Raw genomic sequence first — 20077 nt, forward strand, 5'->3', positions numbered from 1 at the left:
GCGGTACATGTCGGCGCCGACGTCGAGCGCCTCCTCGAAGCCCGTCCGCCGGGCTTCCCGCGGCGGTCCGGACGGGCCCGGCGGGCCCGGCCTTCCGGACCGGAAGGCCGGGCCGGGCTCAGTCCGTCGTCTCGCCCGGGTAGCGGACCCCGATCCGGCTCCGCACCGCGTCCAGCGTCCGCATCACCGCGAGCGTCCCGTCCAGCGGGACCAGCGGGGACTCCGTCTCCTTCGCCCGCAGACAGCGCGTCACCTCGGCGGCCTCGTGCCGCAGGCTGTCCCGGGGGCCCCACGCGGGGTCCGCGAGGACCGTCTCCGGCTCGTGCCCGTCCCGGTGCAGCACGAACCGGTCCGGGTGGAAGAACCCGGCCGGGACCTCGATCCGGCCCCGGCTCCCGCTCACCGACGCGGTCACCGGGGTGTGGGCGTCCACCGCGCAGTGCAGCACCGCCAGCGCCCCGCTGTCGTACGACAGGACCATCCCGGTCTGGAGGTCCACGCCCTCCGGGGAGAGCGTTGCCGACGCCGTCACGCCCGACGGCTCGCCGAGCATCAGATGCGCGAACGACACCGGGTACACCCCGAGGTCCAGCAACGCGCCGCCGCCCTGGGCCGGGTCCCGCAGCCGGTGCGTCACCGGGAACGGGCCGTCGATGCCGAAGTCGGCGTGGACCGCCCGCACCTCCCCGATCGCCCCGTCGTCCACCAGTTCCCGCATCCGGCGGACCAGCGGATGGCAGTACATCCACATGGCCTCCATCAGGAACAGCCCGCGGTCCCGCGCCGTTCCGACCAGCTCGGCGGCCTCCCGGACGTTCAGCGTGAACGCCTTCTCCACCAGCGCGGGACGGCCCGCCTCCAGGAACAGTCCGGCGGCGGCCCGGTGCGTCGAGTGCGGGGTCGCCACGTACACCACGTCGACGTCCCCGTCGGCGGCGAGCGAGGCCCAGTCGCCGTACGCGCGCGGTATCCCGAACCGTCCGGCGAACGCCCGCGCCGCCGCGTCCGTCCGCGAGCCCACCGCGACCACCTCGGCGTCCGGCATGTCCAGCAGCGTCGCCGTGAACGACGCGGCGATCCCGCCCGTACCCAGGATCCCCCAGCGCACCGGGTCTTCGGCCATACGTCCCCTCCTCCGTCCGCGGGCACCCGGCACGGGCCCCCGCCCTGAGCGTGCTGCGGCCGCCGGAAACCGCCCCCGGCCCCGTCCGGCCTGAGCCCTCCGGGGCCCGGAACCCCGGAGCCACGGACCGTCCCACCCCCGGCCCAAGCCGACGCGGTGGCGAAAAATGGTCTCTACCATCCGATCCGGACTGCGAGCATAGATAACCGGACCAGCGAACTCCATGGGGCGGCCGGATCGACGGACGCCGGAGAAAAGGGGAGGACCCACATGCCCGAGCGCGGCGGTGCCGTACCGGACGGGGAGCGCGAACCGGGCCCCATAGGCGGGGGCGGCGGGACGAGGGGGACGGAAGGGGGCGCCGTGACGGCGACGGACCCGGCCACCGCCGTTCCGACGGGAACCCTCCCGACGACCACCGTCCCCACGGGCGCCGCGCCCAGGGGCGGGGGCCCGAAGCACGGCGCACCGGACGCGCCCGACGCGCTGGACGCGCCGGGCGGCAGCGTGCCGGGCGGTGGCGGGGCGTCCGCCGCCGCCCGCCGCACCGGGTTCCTGGTGGTCCTGGTCCTCGGCGGACTCACCGCCCTGCCCCCGCTCTCCATGGACATGTACCTTCCGGCCCTGCCCCAGGTCACCGGGGTGCTCGGCGCCTCCGCCGCCACGGTGCAGCTCACGCTCACCGCCTGCCTCGCCGGAATGGCGCTCGGCCAGCTCGTCGTCGGCCCCATGAGCGACAAGTGGGGCCGCCGCCGCCCGCTGATGATCGGCATGCTGGTCTACGTCCTCGCCACCGCCGCCTGCGCGGTGGCCCCCACCGTGGAGACCCTCATCGTCTTCCGGCTGGTCCAGGGGCTCGCGGGCTCGGCGGGCATCGTCATCGCCCGCGCGGTCGTCCGCGACCTCTACGAGGGCGTGGCCATGGCCCGGTTCTTCTCCACCCTGATGCTGATCTCCGGGGTCGCGCCCATCATCGGCCCGGTGATCGGCGCCCAGGTGATGCGGTTCACCGACTGGCGGGGCGTGTTCTGGGTGCTCGCCGTCGTCGGGGTGCTGCTCACCCTGCTGGTGCGCTTCCGGCTGCCGGAGACCCTGGAGCCCGCCCGCCGCCACGGGGGCGGGGTCCTCGCCGCGCTGCGCACCATGCGCGGCCTCCTCGCGGACAAGCCCTTCGCCGGTCACACCCTGGCGGGCGGCTTCAGCTTCGCCGCGCTCTTCGCCTACGTCTCGGCGTCCCCGTTCGTCGTCCAGGAGATCTACGGGGCGTCCCCGCAGACCTTCTCCCTGCTCTTCGGACTGAACTCGGTCGGCCTGGTGATCATGGGTCAGATCAACGGCCGGCTGCTGGTGGGCCGGGTCAGCCTCGACCGGGTGCTGACGGCGGGGCTCACGGTGATCGCCCTGGCGGCGCTGGCACTGCTGCTGATCACCGCCGGGGTCTTCGGCGAGACCGGACTGGTGCCGGTGGCCACCGCCCTGTTCGTCCTCATGTCCGCGATGGGCCTGGTCCTGCCGAACACCAACACCCTCGCCCTCCAGCGCGCGGGCCACGCCGCCGGATCGGCCTCCGCGCTGATCGGCACCTCGTCCTTCCTCATCGGGGCGATCGCCTCCCCGCTGGTCGGCATCGCGGGCGAGGACACCGCCGTCCCGCTGGCCGTCGTCCAGCTCGTCGCGGGCCTGGCCGCCATCGCCTCGTTCGTCTTCCTCGCCCGCTCCCGGAGCGGGACGGCCTGAACCGGCGTGCCGCCCGTCCCACCGGGCCCCCGCCGCCCCGCGCGGCGGGGGCCCGGTGGCGCACGCGGCACGCCGAACGGTCACGAGGCGGTCCCGGCACGCTGGACCCCCTGCCTCCGCGCGGCCCTCCACGCCCTGCCGGGCGGCTTCCTGACGCGACGACGGACGCGCCGCCCGAAGCACGGCCCGCCGCGCCGCCTCACCCCGGACCGTCGTCCCCGCCCGTCAGGGTGCGCAGGGCCTTGGCGAGCCGGGCCTCCCGGGCCCGTGGGGTGAGCGCCTGGAGCAGCGGCAGCAGCACCTGGTACCGCCCGGTCCGGTCGAGCGCCTCGAACGCGGTCTTCGCCCCGGGGTCGGCGTCGAGCGCCGCCGCGAGGCCGGGCGGTACCGTCGCCGTCCGCTGCGACGCGTAGGCCCCCTCCCACCGCCCGTCCTCCCGGGCCCGGCGCACCTCGGCCCAGCCGGGCTCGCGCATCCGGCCCGCCGCCGCCAGCGCCGCCACCTTCTCCACGTTCACCCGCGACCACAGGCTCCTGGGCCGCCGGGGCACGTACTTCTGGAGGTAGTACCGGTCGTCGAACGGCCGCCGCTGCCCGGAGACCCAGCCGTAGCACAGCCCGATGTCGACCAGTTCGCCGTCGGTGACGGTCGGCACGCCGGACTTCCTCTTGGCCACCTTGACCCACACGCCCTCGTGCCGTGCGTGGTGCCCGGCCAGCCACTCCTCGAACGCCGGGCCGTCCGCGAAGGCGATGATCTCCACTCCAGCGATCTCGTCCATGCAGCCCAGGCTAGCCCTCGTTTAGGACAGTTTCTGGCCTATTGAAGACCTGCGGTCGTCCCCGTGAGCGAGCGCCCGGCGCGCTCCGGTGAAGCGAAGCGAGAGGACCAGCGATGTCCGAGCCGACGGGGAACGCCGCGCCCGAGGGCTACACCACCGTCTCCCCCCGGGTCGTCACCGACCTCCTCGACGACGCCTTCGGACGGCGCGGCGGCCGGATCCGGGACCCGTTCGGCGACATCTGGTGGGTGACCGCCGTGGTGGAGGAGGTCGCGGAGGGCGAGATCCGGGAGCGCCTGGGCCGGCCCGTGTACGCGGACGCGATGCGGGTGGCCCAGGAGCCCTGGACGCGGAGCTGAGCGGCCGGGAACGGGGACGCGGCAGTGCGCCGGTGGGACCGGACCGCGTCTGACCGTCCGGCGGAACCGGACCGTCACGGCCCCGCCGTCTCCGGTTCCCGTCACCTCCGGGGAGTCGTGAACGACACGGAGGCGGATGTCACGGGAGGGCCGGGGCCGCACGGCCCCGGCCCTCCCGTCGGGTTTCCCCGAGCGGACGCGGGTCAGCCTCGCAGAGGCCAGCCCACGCCCGCGGTCTCGCCCGCGTACTTCGCGCAGGACTCCGTCAGCGTCTCCAGCAGGCTCAGCGGGTCCGGCAGCGGGTGCTCGGGACCCCGCAGCCAGGCCACCGCGCGGTCACCGGGGAGCCGGGCCGGGGGCACCAGGACGTACGAACCCCGGCAGTGCCAGCGCAGGCCGGGGTGCTCGTCCATGGTCTCGGGGTGGCAGTCCAGCTCGCAGGGCCACCACTCGTCCTCGTCCTCGGGGGTGCCCCGGGTCGCGGCGAAGAAGAACATCCGGTCCCCGCCGGACAGCGCGACCGGGCCGACCTCGACCCCCGCGCCGAGCAATCGTTCCAGCGCCTCCCGGCCCGCGGCCAGCGGGACGTCCAGGACGTCGTGGACCATGCCCGTCGCGGTGACGAAGTTCGCCTCGGGCATGTGCCGCGCCCAGCGCTCCACCTGGGCGCGGTCCGTCGTGGACTGCGTCTGCCAGGCGAACGAGACCGGGTGCTGGCCCGGGGTGGGACAGCCCACCCGGTCGCAGGAGCAGCCGTAGCCGGACGGGTGCGCGGCGGGCGCCAGCGGCAGTCCGGCCGCGGCGACGGCCAGCAGGAGGTCTTCGCGGCCGTCGTCCACCGCGTCCCCGGCGTCACGGGGTCGACGGCCTCGCAGCCACTGGGAAATCCTGCTCCGCCCGCCGGGGCGGCGGCCGTTCTCCACGCCCATTTATCCCCTCACCCAGTCCGTTGGTCCCGAGTACCGGCGCGGCGTAGGCGCCGGTCGGCACGGGCCGCCGTGGGTCTCTCGTGGGTTCCCACCGCGTCCGTGGCCTTCCATGGTCCCACCATCCTGCGCCTCGGGTGGCCGGAGTCCGCACCCGGGGTCGGATCAGCGGGGGGCGAGACCCCGCAGGGCGTACTCGACGAGGGTGTCCGCGTAGGCGTGGCTGATGGGCGCGGTGCGCTGCAGCCAGCGCTGCGCGAGCGGCGCGACCAGCAGTTCCACGGCGATCCGGGGGTCCACGTCGGCCCGTACCTCGCCGCTGTCCCGCGCGGACCGCAGACGGCCGACGTACAGCTGGATCTGGGGTTCCAGCAACTTGGCGACGAATTCGTCACCGAGCCGCTGGTCTCTGACGCCCTCCGCCGCGAGCGCCCGCCAGGGGGCCTCGAACTTGGGGTCGAGGAGTTCATCGACCGTGGCGCGCATCACGAGCCTCAGGTCGGCGGCGAGGTCCCCGGTGTCCGGGAACTCCTGCGGGGTGCCGCCCGCGGCCTCGGTCGCCTGGTCGGCCAGGTCGAGGAACGCCTCCAGCAGGACGTCCGCCTTGGAGGGCCACCAGCGGTAGATGGTCTGCTTGCCGACGCCCGCGCGGGCGGCGATGCCCTCGATGGTCGTGCGCTGGTAGCCCGTCTCCGCGACCAGGGCCAGCGCGGCCTCGTAGATCGCGCGGCGGGAGCGTTCGCTGCGGCGGCTGGAGTCGGGACCCCGGCGGGCGGCCGGGGCCTGCGGCGGGGCGGTGTCCCGGCCGGGGGGTCTGGGCGTGACGGTGCGGGGGTCGTCTGAGTCAGTGGACATGGGACGAATCTACCCTCACGCGAGACGCTACGTCTCATCTGATCCTCCGGTACCCGAGGGGGCGGGGTGGCAGGGTCCGCTAAATCCTTTGACGAGACGTATCGTCTCGTCTATGGTGAAGGCGTCATCAAGCGAGACGTACCGTCTCGACTCAAGGGGGCGGCGTCCGGTCGCCCGTCAACAGCAGGAGGTGAGGGCCGGTGGCCCGGAACGGAAACATGCTCGGAGTCGGCGGCACCCGCAGCAACCTGTCCCGCTCGGCGCTGCGCGGCGGCGGCCGGGGCGCGGGACACGGCGCGGGCGACGCGGCCGCCCAGAAGCGGGAGCTGCTGCGCAGGCTCCAGGACGCCCGGACGGTCCGCCCGGACGCGTCGGAGACGTCGCAGGCGACGGACGCGGCGGAGGCACCGGGCGCGGCGGGCGCGGTGGACCAACACGGCGGGGGTGCCGCCCCGGCGGCCGACGGCACGGTGTGAGCCGTCGGCCGCGCCCCGGAACGGGGGTGAACCGGAGCGTCACCCGTCCGGAGCGCGGCACCGGGGGCTCCTCGCGCCGCGCCATGACGGCAGACGTCTCCCCGCCGGGGGACCCGCTGCCCCACCATGGCAGCGTCGTCCCCGACCGGGGCGGCACCCTGCGGTCGTGAGGAGCCCTCATTGCCCCGTCACCACGCCACACCCCGGCGTTTCCTGATGTGCCCACCGGCGCACTTCGCGGTCACGTACGCGATCAACCCCTGGATGGACCCCACCAAGCCCGTCGACGTCCCGCTGGCCGTCGCCCAGTGGCAGGACCTGCGCGACCGGTACCGCGCGCTCGGTCACACCGTCGAGGAACTCGAAGCCCGTCCCGGGCTGCCCGACATGGTCTTCGCCGCCAACGGCGCGACCGTCATCGACGGACGGGTCCTCGGCGCCCGCTTCGCCCACCCCGAACGCGGTCCGGAGGCCGCGATCCACCTCGACTGGTTCCGCTCCCACGGCTGGACCGACGTCCGGGAACCCCTCCACGTCAACGAGGGGGAGGGCGACTTCGCCGTCACCGCCTCGTACGTCCTCGCCGGGCGGGGCTTCCGGGCCAGTCCGCTCTCCCACGGCGAGGCCCAGGAGTACTTCGGACGGCCGGTCGTCGGGCTCGACCTCGTCGACCCCCGCTTCTACCACCTGGACACCGCGCTGGCCGTCCTCGACGACCGCGCGGACGACGTCATGTACCACCCGGGCGCCTTCTCCCCGGGCAGCCGGGCCGTCCTCGCCCGGCTCTTCCCGCACGCCCTGAAGGTGGCCGAGCGCGACGCGGCGGCCCTCGGGCTCAACGCGGTCTCCGACGGGCTGCGCGTCCTGCTGCCGCAGGCGGCGCTCGGCCTCTTCGGACCGCTGCGGGAGCGCGGCTACGAACCGATCGGCATGGACCTGTCCGAGCTGCTCAAGGGCGGCGGCAGCGTGAAGTGCTGCACGCTGGAGTTGCGCGAGTAGCCCCAGGGGCCAGGGGGTCCAGGAGTCCCGGTGGCCCCGGTGACCTTCGTGGTCCCGGAAGCCCAGCGGCCCCGGAACCCCCGTGGTCCGTGCCGTCCGGTCGCCCGTCACCCGGGCGGCCACCGGTCAGCGGCCGGTCGCCCGTCGGTCGGCAGCCGTCAGCCGACGAGTCGCCGTCTGCCGTCAGCCGCCGGTCGTCAGTCGCCTGCCGCCGGTCGTCAGTCGTCGGCCGTCCGGTCCTCCGGCGCGGGCGGTGGCCAGGCGTCGCCCCAGTCCGTGTCCCGCGCCGCGCGGTACACGAGGCCGTGGCGCTTGGTCACCGTCTCGCGGCGCAGTCCGCCCTCGTCCCCGCACAGCTCCAGCAGCACCTGGCCCTTGCGGATCTGGGGGCGGCGCACCACCCGCGCCGTCACGGGCTCCCCGGTGAACCGGGCGGCGGCCACGTAGCTGAACTTCTCGTCCTCGTACGCCAGGGAGCCGCCCTTCACCTTGCGGTGCAGCGAGGACCGGCTGACGCGTGCCGAGAAGTGGCACCAGTCGGTGCCCGGCACGATCGGGCAGGTGTCGCCGTGCGGGCACGGGGCGAGGACGTGGAAGCCCGCGTCCACCAGCCGCCGCCGGGCCTCGATCACCCGGGCGTACCCGTCGGGGGTGCCCGGCTCCACGACGACCACCGCGCGGGCGGCGCGCGCCGCCTCGTCCACCACGGCGGCCCGGTCGGCGGCGGTCAGCTCGCCCAGCACGTACGAGACGGTGACCAGGTCCACGTCCGCGAGCTCCAGCGCGTCGCCGATCCTGGCCCGCAGCCACCGGGCCCCGCCCAGTCCCGGGTGGGCGGCGGCGATCTCGGAGCCGATCCGCAGCGCCGGTTCCGCCCAGTCCAGGACCGTCACCGGACGGGTGCCCGGCCAGGTCTCGGCGGTGGCCCAGGTGGCGGCGCCGGTGCCGCCGCCCACATCGGTGTGGCTCGCCGGGCTCCAGCCGGGCGCGGCGGCGGCGAGCGCCTCCAGCGCGGTCCGCGCGGCCTCGAAGGTCGCGGGCATCCGGTACGCGGCGTAGGCGGCGACGTCCGCCCGGTCGCGCAGCACGGGGGCTCCGGTCGGGGTGTCGCCGCGATAGGTGCTGATCAGGCGGTCGACGGCCTGGGCGGCCTGTTTCGGGGGGAGGCCGCCGAGGAGGTCGTCCAGGGCCTCCCGGAGGTCCCCGCTGGCCGCGGCGGCAGTAGTACGCGTCACCGGCCCCATTCTAGGGACCGGCCGGGGCACCGCTTCCCGCCGACCGGTCGCCCCCTTCCGGCCCGGGTCCCCTGGGGGAACCCGGGAAGGGCCCGGGTCCCCCTGGGGGACACCGCCCCGGGCGCCGCCTCACTCCGGCTGCGGCAACGGGTCCGGCTCCACCAGGCTGACGTAGGAGAACGCCTCGCCGCTGTCGAAGCGGGAGTTGCCGTGGCGGTCCACCGCGACCACGGCCCAGCGGGCCGCTCCGCCCTCGTACGGGTCCAGCTCGCTCTCGTAGCTGAGCAGCGGCTCCTCCTGCCAGTCGTCCTGCCACTGTTCCCACTGCCGCTCGTACCGCCACGCGCCGTCCACCAGGGCGCTCGCCGAGACGCCCGGTGCGAGGGCGGGCGCGAGGGTCGTCCCGTCGGCGGCGGCGGGGGACGCCACGAGGAGCGGGGCGACAACGCAGGCGCAGAGTGCGAGGGCGACGGGCGCGCCTCTGGAGGGCTTCATGTGTTCCTTCGGTCCTGTTCCGTGGACGGCGGACGGAGTCCGCCCGCGAACAGGACTCCCGGGCACGGCACTTGGTTGTACTCGATCTTGGACCGAGTCGTCGCGGCCGCCCCGGCCCCGGGACCCGTCAGGGCCGGGTCCCGGCCGTCGGCAGCGGCGCCACCTCCGCGTGCCGCACCCGGTACCCGCCCTCCGTCGCCGGGGCGAACGGCGCGGGTGCCTGGCAGGTGCCCGTGCCGCCCGGCTCGCCCGCGCCGTCCGTCCCGCCGTCCACGTTGACGACGCCCCAGCTGAAGCCGAGCCGCGACGGGGCGCCGCCCTCGCCCTGCTGGAAGCTGATCCCGATCCGCTTGCCGATCCGTTCGACGTTGGTCTTCCGGATCACCGCCGTGACCGTGGCCGTCTTCCCGCCGGTCGACAGGCAGTCCACCTCGGCGACCGCCCACCCCACCTTCTCCGTCCCGGCGATGCGGTGGCTGTAGCGGATCGTGCCCCGGGCGTCCGTGGGCAGTCCGGTGGGCACCCCGGGACGGGGCTCGCTGTACGGCGCGCCCTTCGCCTTCACCTGGAAGCGGATGGTGTCGTCCGGCCGGAGCGTGAAGTGGATCCGCGCCGACCCCTCGACGCTCGCGACGGGCGCGGCGGCGGTCCCGGCGGCGGCGGTGGTCCGGGGCCGGGAGTCGTCGGCCGCCGTGGAGGCGCTCACCGTCCCGGCGACCAGTGCGGCGGTCGCGCCGACGAGGGCGACGGTACGGCGGGTGGTGGTGTGCTGGCGCATGATGACTCCCTTGGGCGGCGGGGGCGTTCCCCGTGGTGGAGCGTGGTGGAGCGTGGTGGAGCGGATGGGAGAAGCCTCGCCCGGAACGGGGACCCCGGCCCATCTGCCGTTCGGCGGAGATCGACGGGACGGCCCGGCCCGACGGCCCGGCACCTGTGCCGTTCGGGGGAGACGGGCCACCTCCTAGGCTGATCACCGACGAGGGGGCGGGACACCGGCCCTGGAGGACCCGGGACGGAAGCAGCCCCGGGAGCGCCGAGGGCGCCGAAGGGCGTCGGGGGACGTCGAAGGGCGCCGAAGGGCGCCGAGGGGGAGGGGGGGGGAACGGGACGATGAGCGCTGTCGACGCGCCTTGGAGCGTCCTGGTCGCGCTGCCGGTGCTCGCCTGCGCGGGCACCATCGGCTGGGCCGGGGCCCGGCTGCTGGCGGCCCGCCGCGCCGGGGGGACCTGGACCGCCGGGGGGACGCGGACCGGACTGGCGCCCGCCACCGCCGTCTGCGCGCTGCTCTCCGTCCTCGCGACGTTCGCCCTGCCACCGGACACCGGTGCCGGTGCCGGTACGGGTCCCGGCGCGGGCGCGGGCGCGGGTTCCGGGGAGGACACCCTCCGCTCCGCCTGGAGCCTCGCCGAGGCGGGTCTGCTGCTGGTGTTGCTCGTCGCGGTCGTCCGGATCGCGCCGCGACGTCAACTGCGGTACGCCGTCCCGCTCGTGGCGCTCGCGGTGGCCGTGTGGCCGGTGCCGTCCCTGACCGACGGATCGCCGCCGGAGGTCGTGGGCGTGGTGGTGTTCTGGACGCTGCCGGTCGTCGCGGCCGTGGCGGTGGGCGGCTACCCCCGCCGGGCGGCGGCGCGGCGGGGCGCGGCGGTCGAGGCGGCGCGGCGGGAGCAGCGCTCCCGGCTCTCCCGCGATCTGCACGACTTCGTGGCGCACGACATCAGCGGGATCGTGGTGCAGGCGCAGGCCGCCCGGTTCGTCGCGGAGTCGGACCCCGGACAGGCGCTGCTCGCGCTGGAGCGCATCGAGCGCGCCGGGCTGAACGCGCTGGCGTCCATGGACCGCACGGTCGCGATGCTCCACGGCGACGGTCCGGGCGCCGACGCTCTGCCGCCCGGTCCGGACCGACTGCCTCAGCTGGTGGCGGACTTCGGCGCGGCGGGCGGGCCCGGCGGTTCCGGCACGCCCGACGCGGTGCTGGAGGCCGACCCGGCCGCGGTGGCCGCGCTGACCCGGGAGACGGGGGCGGCGGCGTACCGGGTGGTGGTGGAGGCGCTGACGAACGTCCGGCGGCACGCGCCGGACGCGACCCGGGTGGTGGTGCGGGTCCACCGGGTGACGGCCGGGGTCGGGGTCTTTGTCACCGACGACGGCGCGGGCGGCGGTGGCGGCCGACCGGCGCGCTTCCGGCTGCCGGGCCGGGCCCGGGGGACGGGCGGCCTCGGACTGCCCGCCCTCACCGAACACGTCACGGCCCTCGGCGGCACGCTCACGGCGGGGCCCGCGCGGGACGCCGCCCCGGGCTGGTGCCTGTCCGCCGTGTTCCCCGACCCCCCGGGCGCCGCCCCCGCCCCGCCCGTCTCCCCTCCCGCCGGGGTCCCGCACCCCGCCCCGGACGGTCCGCCGCCCCCGCCCGCCCCTGCCCCCGTCCCCGGCCACGACTCCCCGCACGCCTCGGCCCCAGGCCATGGCTCCGCCGCCGTGCACGGCTCCGGCGGTGACTCCGCCTCCGCACGGGACGCCGCCTCCGTACCGTCCGTCTCCAAGCCGTCCGTGAAGGGCGCGTCCACGAAGGGTTCGCCATGACGACCAGCGCCTCCGACAACGCCCCCGGCAGCGCCTCCGACCGTGCTTCGGACCATGCTTCCGCCCGCTCCGGCCCCATCCGGATCCTGCTCGCGGACGACCAGGACGACATCCGCAGCGGGTTCCGGCTGATCCTCGGTTCCCAGCCGGACATGACGGTCGTCGGGGAGGCCGCCGACGGGCTCGCGGCCGTCGCGCTCGCCCGTGAACTCCGCCCCGACCTGGTCGTCGCCGACATCCGGATGCCGGGGCTCGACGGGCTGGAGGTCACCCGGCGGCTGACGGGCCCCGGGGTCCCCGACCCGGTACCGGTGCTGATCGTCACCACCTTCGACCACGACGACCAGGTGCGCACGGCGCTGCGGGACGGCGCCTGCGGCTTCCTGCTCAAGCGGTCGGGGCCGGGCCTGCTGATCGAGGGGGTCCGGGCGGCGATGTCCGGCGACGTGCTGATCAGCCCCCAGCTGACGGTCCGTCTGCTCGGCTCGCCGGTGTCACCGCCGCCGCCCGCCGGAGCGCCGGGTGCCCCCACCTCCGGCGGCCCCCGGGAGGAGGGTCCGCTGACGGCCCGGGAGGCGGAGATCGTCGCGCTGGTGGCGGACGGACTGACCAACGCGGAGATCGCGACGGCCTTGTTCATCGCGCCGGGGACGGTGAAGACGCACGTGGCGAACGCGCAGGCCAAGCTCGGCGTGCGCAACAGGGTGGGCCTCGCGGCCTGGCACTTCGACCGGGCGTAGCCGGACGGGGTCGGGCGGGACCGTCCGGCAGCCCTCCGCCCGGCCGCCCCCGGTACGGGGTCCTCCGCGCCACCCGGTACGACGGCGCCGTTTCGGGTGCCGGGTACGACGGCGCCGGTCCGGGCGCCGGGAGGGCCCCGAGGTCCCGGCGCGGCGGCGGTCGTCGGCCCCGGTAGGGTTCGGGGCCGGGAAGGGGAAGGTGAAGGGGCCGATGCGAGCGACACCAGCAAGGTCAGCAGCGCGAACCTCCGGTGCGGCGGGGGGCCGTGGGACGGTCGGGAGGCTCGTACCGCTCTCGGCGGTGGCGGCCCTGACGCTGACGGCGAGCGGCTGCGTCACCGTCCACGGGGAGCGTGCGGTGATCCCGGCGGCGACCGAGGCGGAGGCGGCCCGCGCGCTGAAGGACTTCCTCACCGCCTACAACAAGGCCGACCGGGCCAATGACCCCGCGCTGGACGCCGACCGGGTCACCGGCGCGCTCGCCTCGATCGACCAGGCGGGGCTGCGGGCCCGCCGCTCGCTCTCCCCGGGCGGCAACCGGAACCACTCCCCGCTGAGGCTGACGGACGTGCGGTACGCGATACCGGCGATGGCGGGCTGGCCCAAGTTCTTCCTCGCCGACACCGACTCGGACCGGGACGTGGACGGGGCCGGGGGCAGGGACACCCGCTGGCTGCTGGGCTTCACCAAGAGCGGCCCCGACGCCCGCTGGAAGGCGGCCTACCTCACCATCCTCAACCAGGGACAGGTTCCCGCGCTCCGCTCCGACGACGAGGGGGCGGCCGTCCCCGTCCCGCTGGATGACGCGGAACTGACCCTGAAGCCGGGGAAGTTGAGCAAGCGGTACACCGACTACCTCTCGGACGGCGGCAGCGGTTTCGCGGCCGGTCCGCACACCGACCAGTGGCGCGCCCAGCGCGAACGGGACGCCACCAGGCCGGGGTTGTCCCGTCAGTACCAGGACCAGCCGCTCGACGGCGGCGCCCACGCCCCGGTCGGGGTGCGCACGGAGGACGGCGGGGCGCTGGTCCTCTTCGGCACCCGGCACTTCGAGAAGCGGACCGTGGCCCGGGGCCGCGACCTGAAGCTGCTGCCGGTCGAACGGGCGCTGCTGAGCGGTACCGTCCAGCAGTCAGTGACCCTGGAGTACACCTCCAACCAGGCGGTGCGGGTGCCGCCCCGGAAGACCCCGGGCCCGGGCGTCGAGGTGCTGAGCCGCGTCCAGGGGCTGACCGGGACGAAGGGCGGCTGACCGACGCGGGGCGGGGCTTGACCGGCGGGGCCGACCGGCGGGGAGCCCGGCCGTCCGCGCGGAGCGGCCGACCGGCGGGCGGGGGCGCCGGGCCCGGGGTTCCCTCAGAGCGCGTCGAGCGCCGTCCGCTGGGCGGCGGTGAGACCGGCGGGGACGGCGGTGAACGTTCCGGACTCCGGGGAGGCGACGGACACCGCGCCCAGCGCGCCGGGGTGGGCGAGCGCCGTGCCGAGCGCCCGCTCCACCCGTTCCCCGGGCCAGCCGAGCGCCGCCGCCAGCCGCCCGGCGGCCACCGGGGTCCGCGCCTGGACGAGCGCGGCGGTCACCGTCACCGCGTCCCCGAAGACCTCCGCCGTGGGGCCCCCGGCCATGTCGTCGCTGAGGTCCGCGAAGAACCGGGCCATCCGTTCCAGCCGCCGTCCCGCCCCGGACCCGGCGCCCACCACGGCCGCCCCGCGCCGCGCGGAACCGGCCCACCGGGCGTTGCTCCGGGAGTCGGCCTCCCAGGCCCGGAACCACATGTCGTCGTCGACGACGTACCGTTCGTACCGCCGTCCCGGCACCCGTTCCCGCCGGATCGCGTCCAGTCCGGCGAGGTAGCCGACCGCCTTCGACACCGACGCGGGGCTGACCCGCAGCCGTCCCACCAGTTCGGCGGCGGTGAGCGCGCCCGAGTCGACGGTGAACAGACAGGCGAGCACCCGGGCGGCGGTCCGGGGCAGCCCGGTGGCGGTCATCATCGCCGCGAACTCCTCGGTGAACTCCTCGACGGCGGCGCCCCGGACGCCGCCGGGTCCGTCGCCGGTCCCGGCGGCGGGTCCGGTGTCCGGGCGCGGGGTGCCCCGGCGGGCCCGCCGTCCGGCGGCGTGGTGGGCGTGGTCGGCGCGGTAGCCGCCGGGGTTCCCGTTGCGGGAGACCTCCCGGCTCACGGTGGAGGTGGGTCTGCCGAGCCGACGGGCGATCTCCGCGTATCCGGTCCCGTCCGCGAGCCCCTCGGCGATCAGCCGCCGCTCGTCATGGCTGAGCCTGCCTCCGGGCATCGTCCCCGTCCTTCCCGTCCGTTCCCGACGCCCCCTCGCGGTGACGCCAGGGGTTCCCGTGGTCCCTCCCGCCACGGTGCTTTCACCCACAGCCCATCGCAACGCTCCGGGGGGATCATTGTCTTCACTCACATCGTGGTTGCAATGAAACAGGGATTTCCCCTTGTGTAGCAAGGCAGTTGGGCCATCGATCCATTGACCCTTCCCGAAACGCAACTTAGCTTTCACCCGGACCTGAAGGAACGCGAACGGACCCGACGGCCCCGGCCGGACACCTGCGGACCGGACGGACCGTGCGGCGACGGCGGGGGAGAGGACGACGGGGATGACGACGGCAGAGGCGACGGAGACGGGCGGTGACCCGGAGACCGTCCTGGAGGCGGACGGGCTGCGGATGAGCTACGGCGACCACGACGTGCTGCGGGACGTGACGTTCCGGGCGCGCCGGGGCGAGGTGCTGGCGCTGCTCGGGCCCAACGGCGCGGGCAAGACGACCACGATCGAGATCCTGGAGGGCTTCCGGGCCCGCTCGGCGGGAAGGGCCGTCGTGCTCGGCACCGATCCCGAGCGGGGCGGCGAGCGCTGGCGGGCCCGGGTCGGGGTGGTCCTCCAGTCCTGGCGGGACCACGGCAAGTGGCGGGTCGGCGAACTCCTCGACCACCTGGGCGCGTACTACGCCCGCTACGGCACCGCGAGTCGTCCCCGGCCGTGGGACACCGAAGGGCTGATCGAGGCGGTGGGCCTCACCGGGCACACCGGCCGCGAGGTGCGGACCCTCTCCGGCGGACAGCGCCGCCGCCTCGACGTGGCCATCGGCATCGTCGGACGGCCCGAGGTGCTCTTCCTGGACGAGCCCACGGCAGGCCTCGACCCCCGGGCCCGTCACGAGTTCCATGACCTGGTCGGCTCGCTCGCCGCCGACGGGGCCACCACCGTGCTGCTCACCACCCACGACCTCGCGGAGGCCGACCGGCTCGCCGACCGCGTCGTGATCCTGGCGGGCGGCCGGATCGTCGCGGACGGGACGGCCGCCGGACTGGCCCGCTCCCTCGACGAGGTCCGCTGGAGCCGCGCCGGACGACGGTTCACCCGGTCCGTCCCGGACTCCACCGCCTTCGTCCGGGAACTGCTGGCCCGCCATGACGACATCGCGGAACTGGAGGTCCGCCGCGCCACGCTGGAGGACACCTATCTGCGGCTGGTGGCCGAAGCCGGATCATCCGCCGGAGCCGCACCCGGATCGGAGGCCGGACGGTGACCGAGCCAACGGCGAACGGGTCAACGGTGAACGGCAGGACGGCGAACGGGCGTCCTGCGGGCGCCCGGAGCCCGCGCGGGGGACGCGGCGCGGGGCCGCTGCGGCTCGGCTGGGCGCGCGGCACGGTGGAGCTGCGGCAGTCGTTCACCCATGCCGCCGACCTCTCCTCCCATCTGGTGTGGCCGGTGCTGATGCTGGTCACCCTCTGGTTCCTGAGGGAGCGCGAGTTCGCCGGGACGGGCTTCGGGCTGGGGACGCTGGCGCTGCCCGGCATCCTCGGGATGAACGTCGCCCTCGGCATGCTGACGATGAGTCAGATCCTCACGGCGGAACGGGAGGACGGCACCCTGCTGCGGGCCCGGGCCACCCCGCACGGGACGCGCGCCTACCTCGTCGGGAAGGTCGTCACCGTCTCCGGGACGCTCCTCGTGGACCTGGTGATCGTGCTGGTGCCCGGCGCGCTGCTCGTCGACGGACTGTCCGTCGGGGCGGGCTCCTGGCTCACGCTGGCGTGGGTGCTGCCGCTCGGGATGGCGGCGACCCTGCCCGTCGGGGCGGTGCTCGGCGCGCTGTTCACCAGCACCCGGGCGCAGGGGCTCGTCCAGCTCCCGGTGCTCGCGGTGATCGGGATCTCGGGGGTGTTCTATCCGCTGGCCGCGCTGCCCGGCTGGACCCAGACGCTGGCGCAGGTGTTCCCGGTCTACTGGCTGGGGCTCGGCACCCGTTCCGCGCTGCTGCCCGACGCGATGGCCGCCGTCGAGGCGTCGGGCGGCTGGCGGACGGCCCAGACGGTGGGCGTCCTCGGGGCCTGGGCGCTCGTCGGACTGGCCGTGGCACCCGTGGTGCTGCGCCGGACGGCCCGCCGGGAGTCCGGCTCCTCGGTGGCCACCCGGCGCGAACGGGCGATGCGCCGCGTCGGCTGACCCGTCCCGTCCCGCCGGGCCCCGTCCCGTGGTCGTCCCGCCGGTGTCCCCGTGAGCGGGCGGACACCACCGGGGAGCCACCGGGAACGGACGGCGGACGGGAAACGGGCCGTGAGCGGGGCGGTGACGGGACGGGGAACCGCCCGCGAACGGGACCGGCGGGACGGGATCGGACGGCGACAGGACCGGACGGCGACGGAACCGCCCGGGCGGGGGACCGGCGGGTCAGTCGCGGCGCGGCACCACCAGCAGCGCCCCGGTCCGGGGGTGCGGGAGCACCTCCACCGGCTGGCGGTACACCTCGCTGAGGGACGCGTCGGTGAACACCCGTTCCGGCGCGCCCTCCGCGGCCACCCGCCCGTCCCGCAGCACGGCCACCCGGTCCGCGTACGCGGCGGCCAGCCCCAGGTCGTGCAGGACCACGACCACCGCGTCCCCCCGCGCCGCCCGCTCCCGGCAGACCCGCAGCACCAGCTCCTGGTGGCGCAGGTCCAGCGCGGCGGTCGGCTCGTCGAGCAGCAGCAGCGGGGTCCGCTGGGCCAGCACCCGGGCCAGCGCGACCCGGGCCCGTTCGCCGCCGCTCAGCGCGGAGAACGGGCGCCCGGCGAACTCCGTCACCTCGGTCGCCGCCATCGCCGCCGCCACCGCCTCGTCGTCCTCGGCGTCCCGGGCGGTCCCGGCCCAGGGGGCGCGGCCCATCCGGACCACGTCCTCCACCGGGAACGGGAACGACACGGTCGCCGCCTGCGGCAGCACCGAGCGGCGCAGGGCCAGTTCGGCGGCCGACCAGGCGGCGGCCGGGCGGCCCGAGATCCGGACCGTGCCCGTGGCGGGGGCCCGGTCGGCGGCGAGCACGGCGAGCAGGGTGGACTTGCCCGCGCCGTTCGGTCCGACGAGCGCCAGCACCTCGCCCGCGCGGGCGGCGACGCCGACCCCCGAGAGCACGGCGCGCGCCCCGAGCCGGACGTCCACCCCCTCGGCCTCGGCCAGCACCTCGCCGGGCGTCACCGGCCCGGGCAGGCTCCGGGTCCGTCCGGGGAAGGGGAACAGGGACCTGATCACGCCCAGCCTCCTTGCTTGCGACGGGTGCGGCGCAGCAGCCAGAAGAAGAACGGGCTGCCGAACAGCGCGGTGAGGACCCCCAGCGGGAGTTCGGCGGGGGCGGCCGTGGTCCGGGCCGCCAGGTCGGCGCTCACCAGCACCAGACCGCCGCCGAGCGCGCTGCCCGGGACCAGGAAGCGGTGTCCGGGACCGGCCGCCATCCGCAGCAGGTGCGGGACGAGCAGCCCCACGAAGGTGATGACCCCGGCGACCGCGACGGCGGCGGCCGTCAGCAGCGCCACCACCAGGATCATGGTGATCCGCAGCCGTTCCACGTCGACGCCCAGGTGCCGCGCGGGGCGTTCGCCGAGCGCCAGCAGATCGAGCTTGCGCGCCGACAGCGGGGCGACGAGCAGCCCGAGCAGCGCGCACGGCAGCACCGCCAGCACCTTCGGCCAGGTCGCCTGGGAGAGCGAGCCGAGCTGCCAGAAGGTGATCTGGGTGATGGCGGAGTTGTCCGCGAAGAACACCGACAGTCCGATCAGCGCGCCCGCGAAGGCGTTGACCGCGATGCCGGTGAGGATCAGCGTCACCACTTCGGTGCGTCCGCCGGACCGCGACAGCAGATAGACCAGGCTCACCGTGACGAGTCCGGCCACGAACGCGGCGGCGGTCACCGTCCAGTTGCCGAGGAACGAGAGGCCGAACGCGATGGCGGCCACCGCGCCGACCGCCGCGCCCGCCGAGATCCCGATCACCCCGGGCTCGGCCAGCGGATTGCCGAACACGCCCTGCATCAGGGCGCCCGCGCAGCCCAGCGAGGCGCCGACCAGCAGCGCCAGCACCACCCGGGGCAGCCGGACGTTCCACAGCACGCTCTCCCCGACCCGGTCCAGGGCCGCGCCGCCGAGCCCCAGCCGGTGCTGCACCGAGCCGAGGACGTCGCCGAGGGGGATGTGGTAGGCGCCGGTCCCGGCCGAGACCAGCGCCATCACCAGCAGCGCCACGACCAGCCCGGCCGTCAGGACGGACGCCGTCCCCCGCCGTCGCGCCCCGCCCGCCGGGGGCACCGGTGCCGGGGTGCCCTTCGACGTTCCTTCCGGCGCACCCTCCGCCGGTGACCCGTCCGCCTTGGTGAGCGCGGTCACTCGCCGCCGCCCTTCGCGTAGAGCTGGTCGACGAGGCTCCGCAGCACCTGGTCGGTGCGGGGGCCGTAGTTGAGCATCACGCCGTCGTCGATCGACACCACCCGGCGGTCCATCCCGGCGGGCGTCTCGGCCACTCCGGGGATCTTGACCAGTCCGTCCACGCCGCCGACCGACTTCAGACCCTTGGTCATCACCAGGACGGCGTCCGGCGCGGCCTTGGCGAGCGCCTCGCTGGTGATGGGGGTGAAGTCCTTCTCCAGCCCGGACTCCTTGCCCGCGTCCACCGCGCCCGCCGCCTCCAGCAGCGAACTCGCCCCGGAGTCCCGGCCGCCCAGCAGGTACACGGAGGCGGAGCCCCGCACGTAGAGGAAGGCCACCCGGGGCCGGTCCGCCCCGGCGGCGGGCCCGGGGATGTCCGCCTGGACCTCCCCGACGCGCTTCTCGGTCCGCGCGGTGAGCGCCTTCCCCGCCTCGGGGACGCCCAGCGTCCGGGCGACCGCCTGGATCCGGGGGCCCACGTCGTCGAGACCCTTGGGGGTGTCGAAGACGACGAGCGGGACGCCCGCGTCACGGATCTGGTCGATGGCCTCCACGGGCCCGGTGGTGCTGTCCGCGAGGACCAGGGTGGGCCGCAGCGACAGCACCGACTCGGCGGAGACATCGTGCGCGCGGGTCACCACGGGCAGCTTCGCGGCCTGCTCGAAGGTGGCGGTGATGTCCTTCGCGACGACCTTTTCGCCGAGTCCGAGGGTGAACACGATCTCGTTGAGGCTGCCGCTCAGCGGAACGATCCGGCTGACGTCGGTGACCTCCACCCGACGGCCGTCGGCCGATTCCACCGTGGCTGGAAGTCGCGGTTCCACGGGGGAGGTCAGGGGCTCCACCCGGTCGGCGGCGGGCTGCGCGCGGGACTTCACGGGGGCACCGCCGGTGTCGTCCTGAGAGCCGCCGCAGCCCGTGAGGGCAAGGGCGAGGACGACGGCGAAGACGCCCGCCCGTCGGGTAATGCGCACGAGTCACACCATCCTGTCGTGCTGGTCTGAGGGGAAGGGGCGACCGCTGGGTTCCGGCCACGCCCGGGATAGTTTAGGTTAGCCTTACCTTATTGA

At 75.6% G+C, this 20077-nt stretch carries 20 protein-coding genes and 1 pseudogene; 10 read left to right on the plus strand and 11 right to left on the minus strand.

Translation table 11 applies throughout. From position 1 onward, the window contains the following. Positions 1-118 precede the first annotated feature (118 nt). Complete coding sequence (locus ACVWNX_RS25425; RefSeq protein ID WP_454410205.1) at positions 119-1123, minus strand: Gfo/Idh/MocA family protein; 1005 nt, start codon at positions 1121-1123, stop codon at positions 119-121. A gap of 270 nt (positions 1124-1393) precedes the next feature. On the opposite strand from ACVWNX_RS25425, the gene ACVWNX_RS25430 reads away from it, so the two are divergent. Beyond that, a complete protein-coding gene (locus ACVWNX_RS25430; protein WP_454410207.1) occupies positions 1394-2860 on the plus strand; it encodes a multidrug effflux MFS transporter in 1467 nt (488 codons plus the stop codon). A gap of 199 nt (positions 2861-3059) precedes the next feature. On the opposite strand, the gene ACVWNX_RS25435 is transcribed toward ACVWNX_RS25430, so the two are convergent. After that, on the minus strand, positions 3060-3641 hold the full coding sequence (locus ACVWNX_RS25435; protein ID WP_454410208.1) for a YdeI/OmpD-associated family protein: 582 nt from the start codon (positions 3639-3641) through the stop codon (positions 3060-3062). Between the two features lie 155 nt (positions 3642-3796). On the opposite strand from ACVWNX_RS25435, the pseudogene ACVWNX_RS25440 reads away from it, so the two are divergent. Further along, positions 3797-4053: pseudogene (locus ACVWNX_RS25440) on the plus strand (VOC family protein); the annotation flags it as partial. A 150-nt stretch (positions 4054-4203) separates the two neighbouring features. On the opposite strand, the gene ACVWNX_RS25445 reads toward ACVWNX_RS25440, so the two are convergent. Both ACVWNX_RS25445 and ACVWNX_RS25450 read right to left on the minus strand, forming a co-directional pair. Next, positions 4204-4929, minus strand: coding sequence for a bifunctional DNA primase/polymerase (locus ACVWNX_RS25445; RefSeq protein ID WP_454410209.1), 726 nt, complete (start codon positions 4927-4929; stop codon positions 4204-4206). 162 nt (positions 4930-5091) lie between these two features. Continuing rightward, the gene (locus tag ACVWNX_RS25450) at positions 5092-5781 is read right to left on the minus strand and encodes a TetR/AcrR family transcriptional regulator (RefSeq protein WP_454410211.1); all 690 of its coding nucleotides are present in this window, start codon (positions 5779-5781) and stop codon (positions 5092-5094) included. A 200-nt stretch (positions 5782-5981) separates the two neighbouring features. Here ACVWNX_RS25450 and ACVWNX_RS25455 point away from each other — a divergent pair, with 200 nt between their 5' ends. From ACVWNX_RS25455 to ddaH, 3 genes are read left to right on the plus strand one after another with little or no spacing between them, the layout of a single operon-like run. Beyond that, complete coding sequence (locus tag ACVWNX_RS25455) at positions 5982-6257, plus strand: DUF6243 family protein (RefSeq protein WP_454410213.1); 276 nt, start codon at positions 5982-5984, stop codon at positions 6255-6257. Between the two features lie 26 nt (positions 6258-6283). After that, complete coding sequence (locus ACVWNX_RS25460; protein ID WP_454410214.1) at positions 6284-6427, plus strand: hypothetical protein; 144 nt, start codon at positions 6284-6286, stop codon at positions 6425-6427. Positions 6428-6437: 10 nt separating this feature from the next. Continuing rightward, the gene (gene ddaH / locus ACVWNX_RS25465) at positions 6438-7256 is read left to right on the plus strand and encodes a dimethylargininase (RefSeq protein ID WP_454410216.1); all 819 of its coding nucleotides are present in this window, start codon (positions 6438-6440) and stop codon (positions 7254-7256) included. 218 nt (positions 7257-7474) lie between these two features. Here ddaH and ACVWNX_RS25470 read toward each other — a convergent pair whose 3' ends face one another. From ACVWNX_RS25470 to ACVWNX_RS25480, 3 genes are all read right to left on the minus strand, one after another. Continuing rightward, positions 7475-8500, minus strand: coding sequence for a small ribosomal subunit Rsm22 family protein (locus ACVWNX_RS25470; RefSeq protein WP_454410217.1), 1026 nt, complete (start codon positions 8498-8500; stop codon positions 7475-7477). Between the two features lie 120 nt (positions 8501-8620). Further along, positions 8621-8986 carry a hypothetical protein gene (locus ACVWNX_RS25475; protein WP_454410219.1) on the minus strand — a complete coding sequence of 122 codons (366 nt, stop codon included), beginning with the start codon at positions 8984-8986 and terminating at the stop codon, positions 8621-8623. 127 nt (positions 8987-9113) lie between these two features. After that, positions 9114-9764: a hypothetical protein gene (locus ACVWNX_RS25480; RefSeq protein WP_454410220.1), complete on the minus strand. Its 651-nt coding sequence runs from the start codon at positions 9762-9764 to the stop codon at positions 9114-9116. A 332-nt stretch (positions 9765-10096) separates the two neighbouring features. Here ACVWNX_RS25480 and ACVWNX_RS25485 point away from each other — a divergent pair, with 332 nt between their 5' ends. The 3 genes from ACVWNX_RS25485 (at position 10097) to ACVWNX_RS25495 (ending at position 13558) form a co-directional block, all read left to right on the plus strand. Further along, positions 10097-11566 carry a sensor histidine kinase gene (locus tag ACVWNX_RS25485; RefSeq protein ID WP_454410221.1) on the plus strand — a complete coding sequence of 490 codons (1470 nt, stop codon included), beginning with the start codon at positions 10097-10099 and terminating at the stop codon, positions 11564-11566. Then, a complete protein-coding gene (locus ACVWNX_RS25490; RefSeq protein WP_454410222.1) occupies positions 11563-12306 on the plus strand; it encodes a response regulator in 744 nt (247 codons plus the stop codon). Before ACVWNX_RS25485 ends, ACVWNX_RS25490 begins: the two co-directional genes overlap by 4 nt. Before the next feature lie 301 nt (positions 12307-12607). Beyond that, the gene (locus ACVWNX_RS25495; RefSeq protein WP_454410223.1) at positions 12608-13558 is read left to right on the plus strand and encodes a hypothetical protein; all 951 of its coding nucleotides are present in this window, start codon (positions 12608-12610) and stop codon (positions 13556-13558) included. 104 nt (positions 13559-13662) lie between these two features. Here the strand turns inward: ACVWNX_RS25495 and ACVWNX_RS25500 are convergent, their stop codons facing one another. Next, positions 13663-14598, minus strand: a complete 936-nt coding sequence (locus ACVWNX_RS25500) for a GbsR/MarR family transcriptional regulator (RefSeq protein WP_454410225.1) — start codon at positions 14596-14598, stop codon at positions 13663-13665. 325 nt (positions 14599-14923) lie between these two features. Between ACVWNX_RS25500 and ACVWNX_RS25505 the strand changes: the two genes are divergently transcribed. After that, the gene (locus ACVWNX_RS25505) at positions 14924-15856 is read left to right on the plus strand and encodes an ABC transporter ATP-binding protein (protein WP_454410227.1); all 933 of its coding nucleotides are present in this window, start codon (positions 14924-14926) and stop codon (positions 15854-15856) included. Between the two features lie 26 nt (positions 15857-15882). Next, entirely contained in the window at positions 15883-16779 is an 897-nt protein-coding gene (locus tag ACVWNX_RS25510; RefSeq protein WP_454410229.1) for an ABC transporter permease, read from the plus strand. A gap of 225 nt (positions 16780-17004) precedes the next feature. On the opposite strand, the gene ACVWNX_RS25515 is transcribed toward ACVWNX_RS25510, so the two are convergent. The 3 genes from ACVWNX_RS25515 to ACVWNX_RS25525 form a co-directional block, all read right to left on the minus strand. Beyond that, the gene (locus ACVWNX_RS25515) at positions 17005-17841 is read right to left on the minus strand and encodes a heme ABC transporter ATP-binding protein (RefSeq protein WP_454410231.1); all 837 of its coding nucleotides are present in this window, start codon (positions 17839-17841) and stop codon (positions 17005-17007) included. Next, a complete protein-coding gene (locus tag ACVWNX_RS25520; protein WP_454414936.1) occupies positions 17838-18890 on the minus strand; it encodes a FecCD family ABC transporter permease in 1053 nt (350 codons plus the stop codon). The genes ACVWNX_RS25515 and ACVWNX_RS25520 overlap by 4 nt, the downstream gene beginning before the upstream one ends. Positions 18891-18964: 74 nt before the next feature. Continuing rightward, positions 18965-19981 carry a heme/hemin ABC transporter substrate-binding protein gene (locus ACVWNX_RS25525; protein ID WP_454410233.1) on the minus strand — a complete coding sequence of 339 codons (1017 nt, stop codon included), beginning with the start codon at positions 19979-19981 and terminating at the stop codon, positions 18965-18967. Positions 19982-20077: the final 96 nt, after the last annotated feature.

The sequence above is a fragment of the Streptomyces sp. JNUCC 64 genome (genome assembly GCF_054484115.1).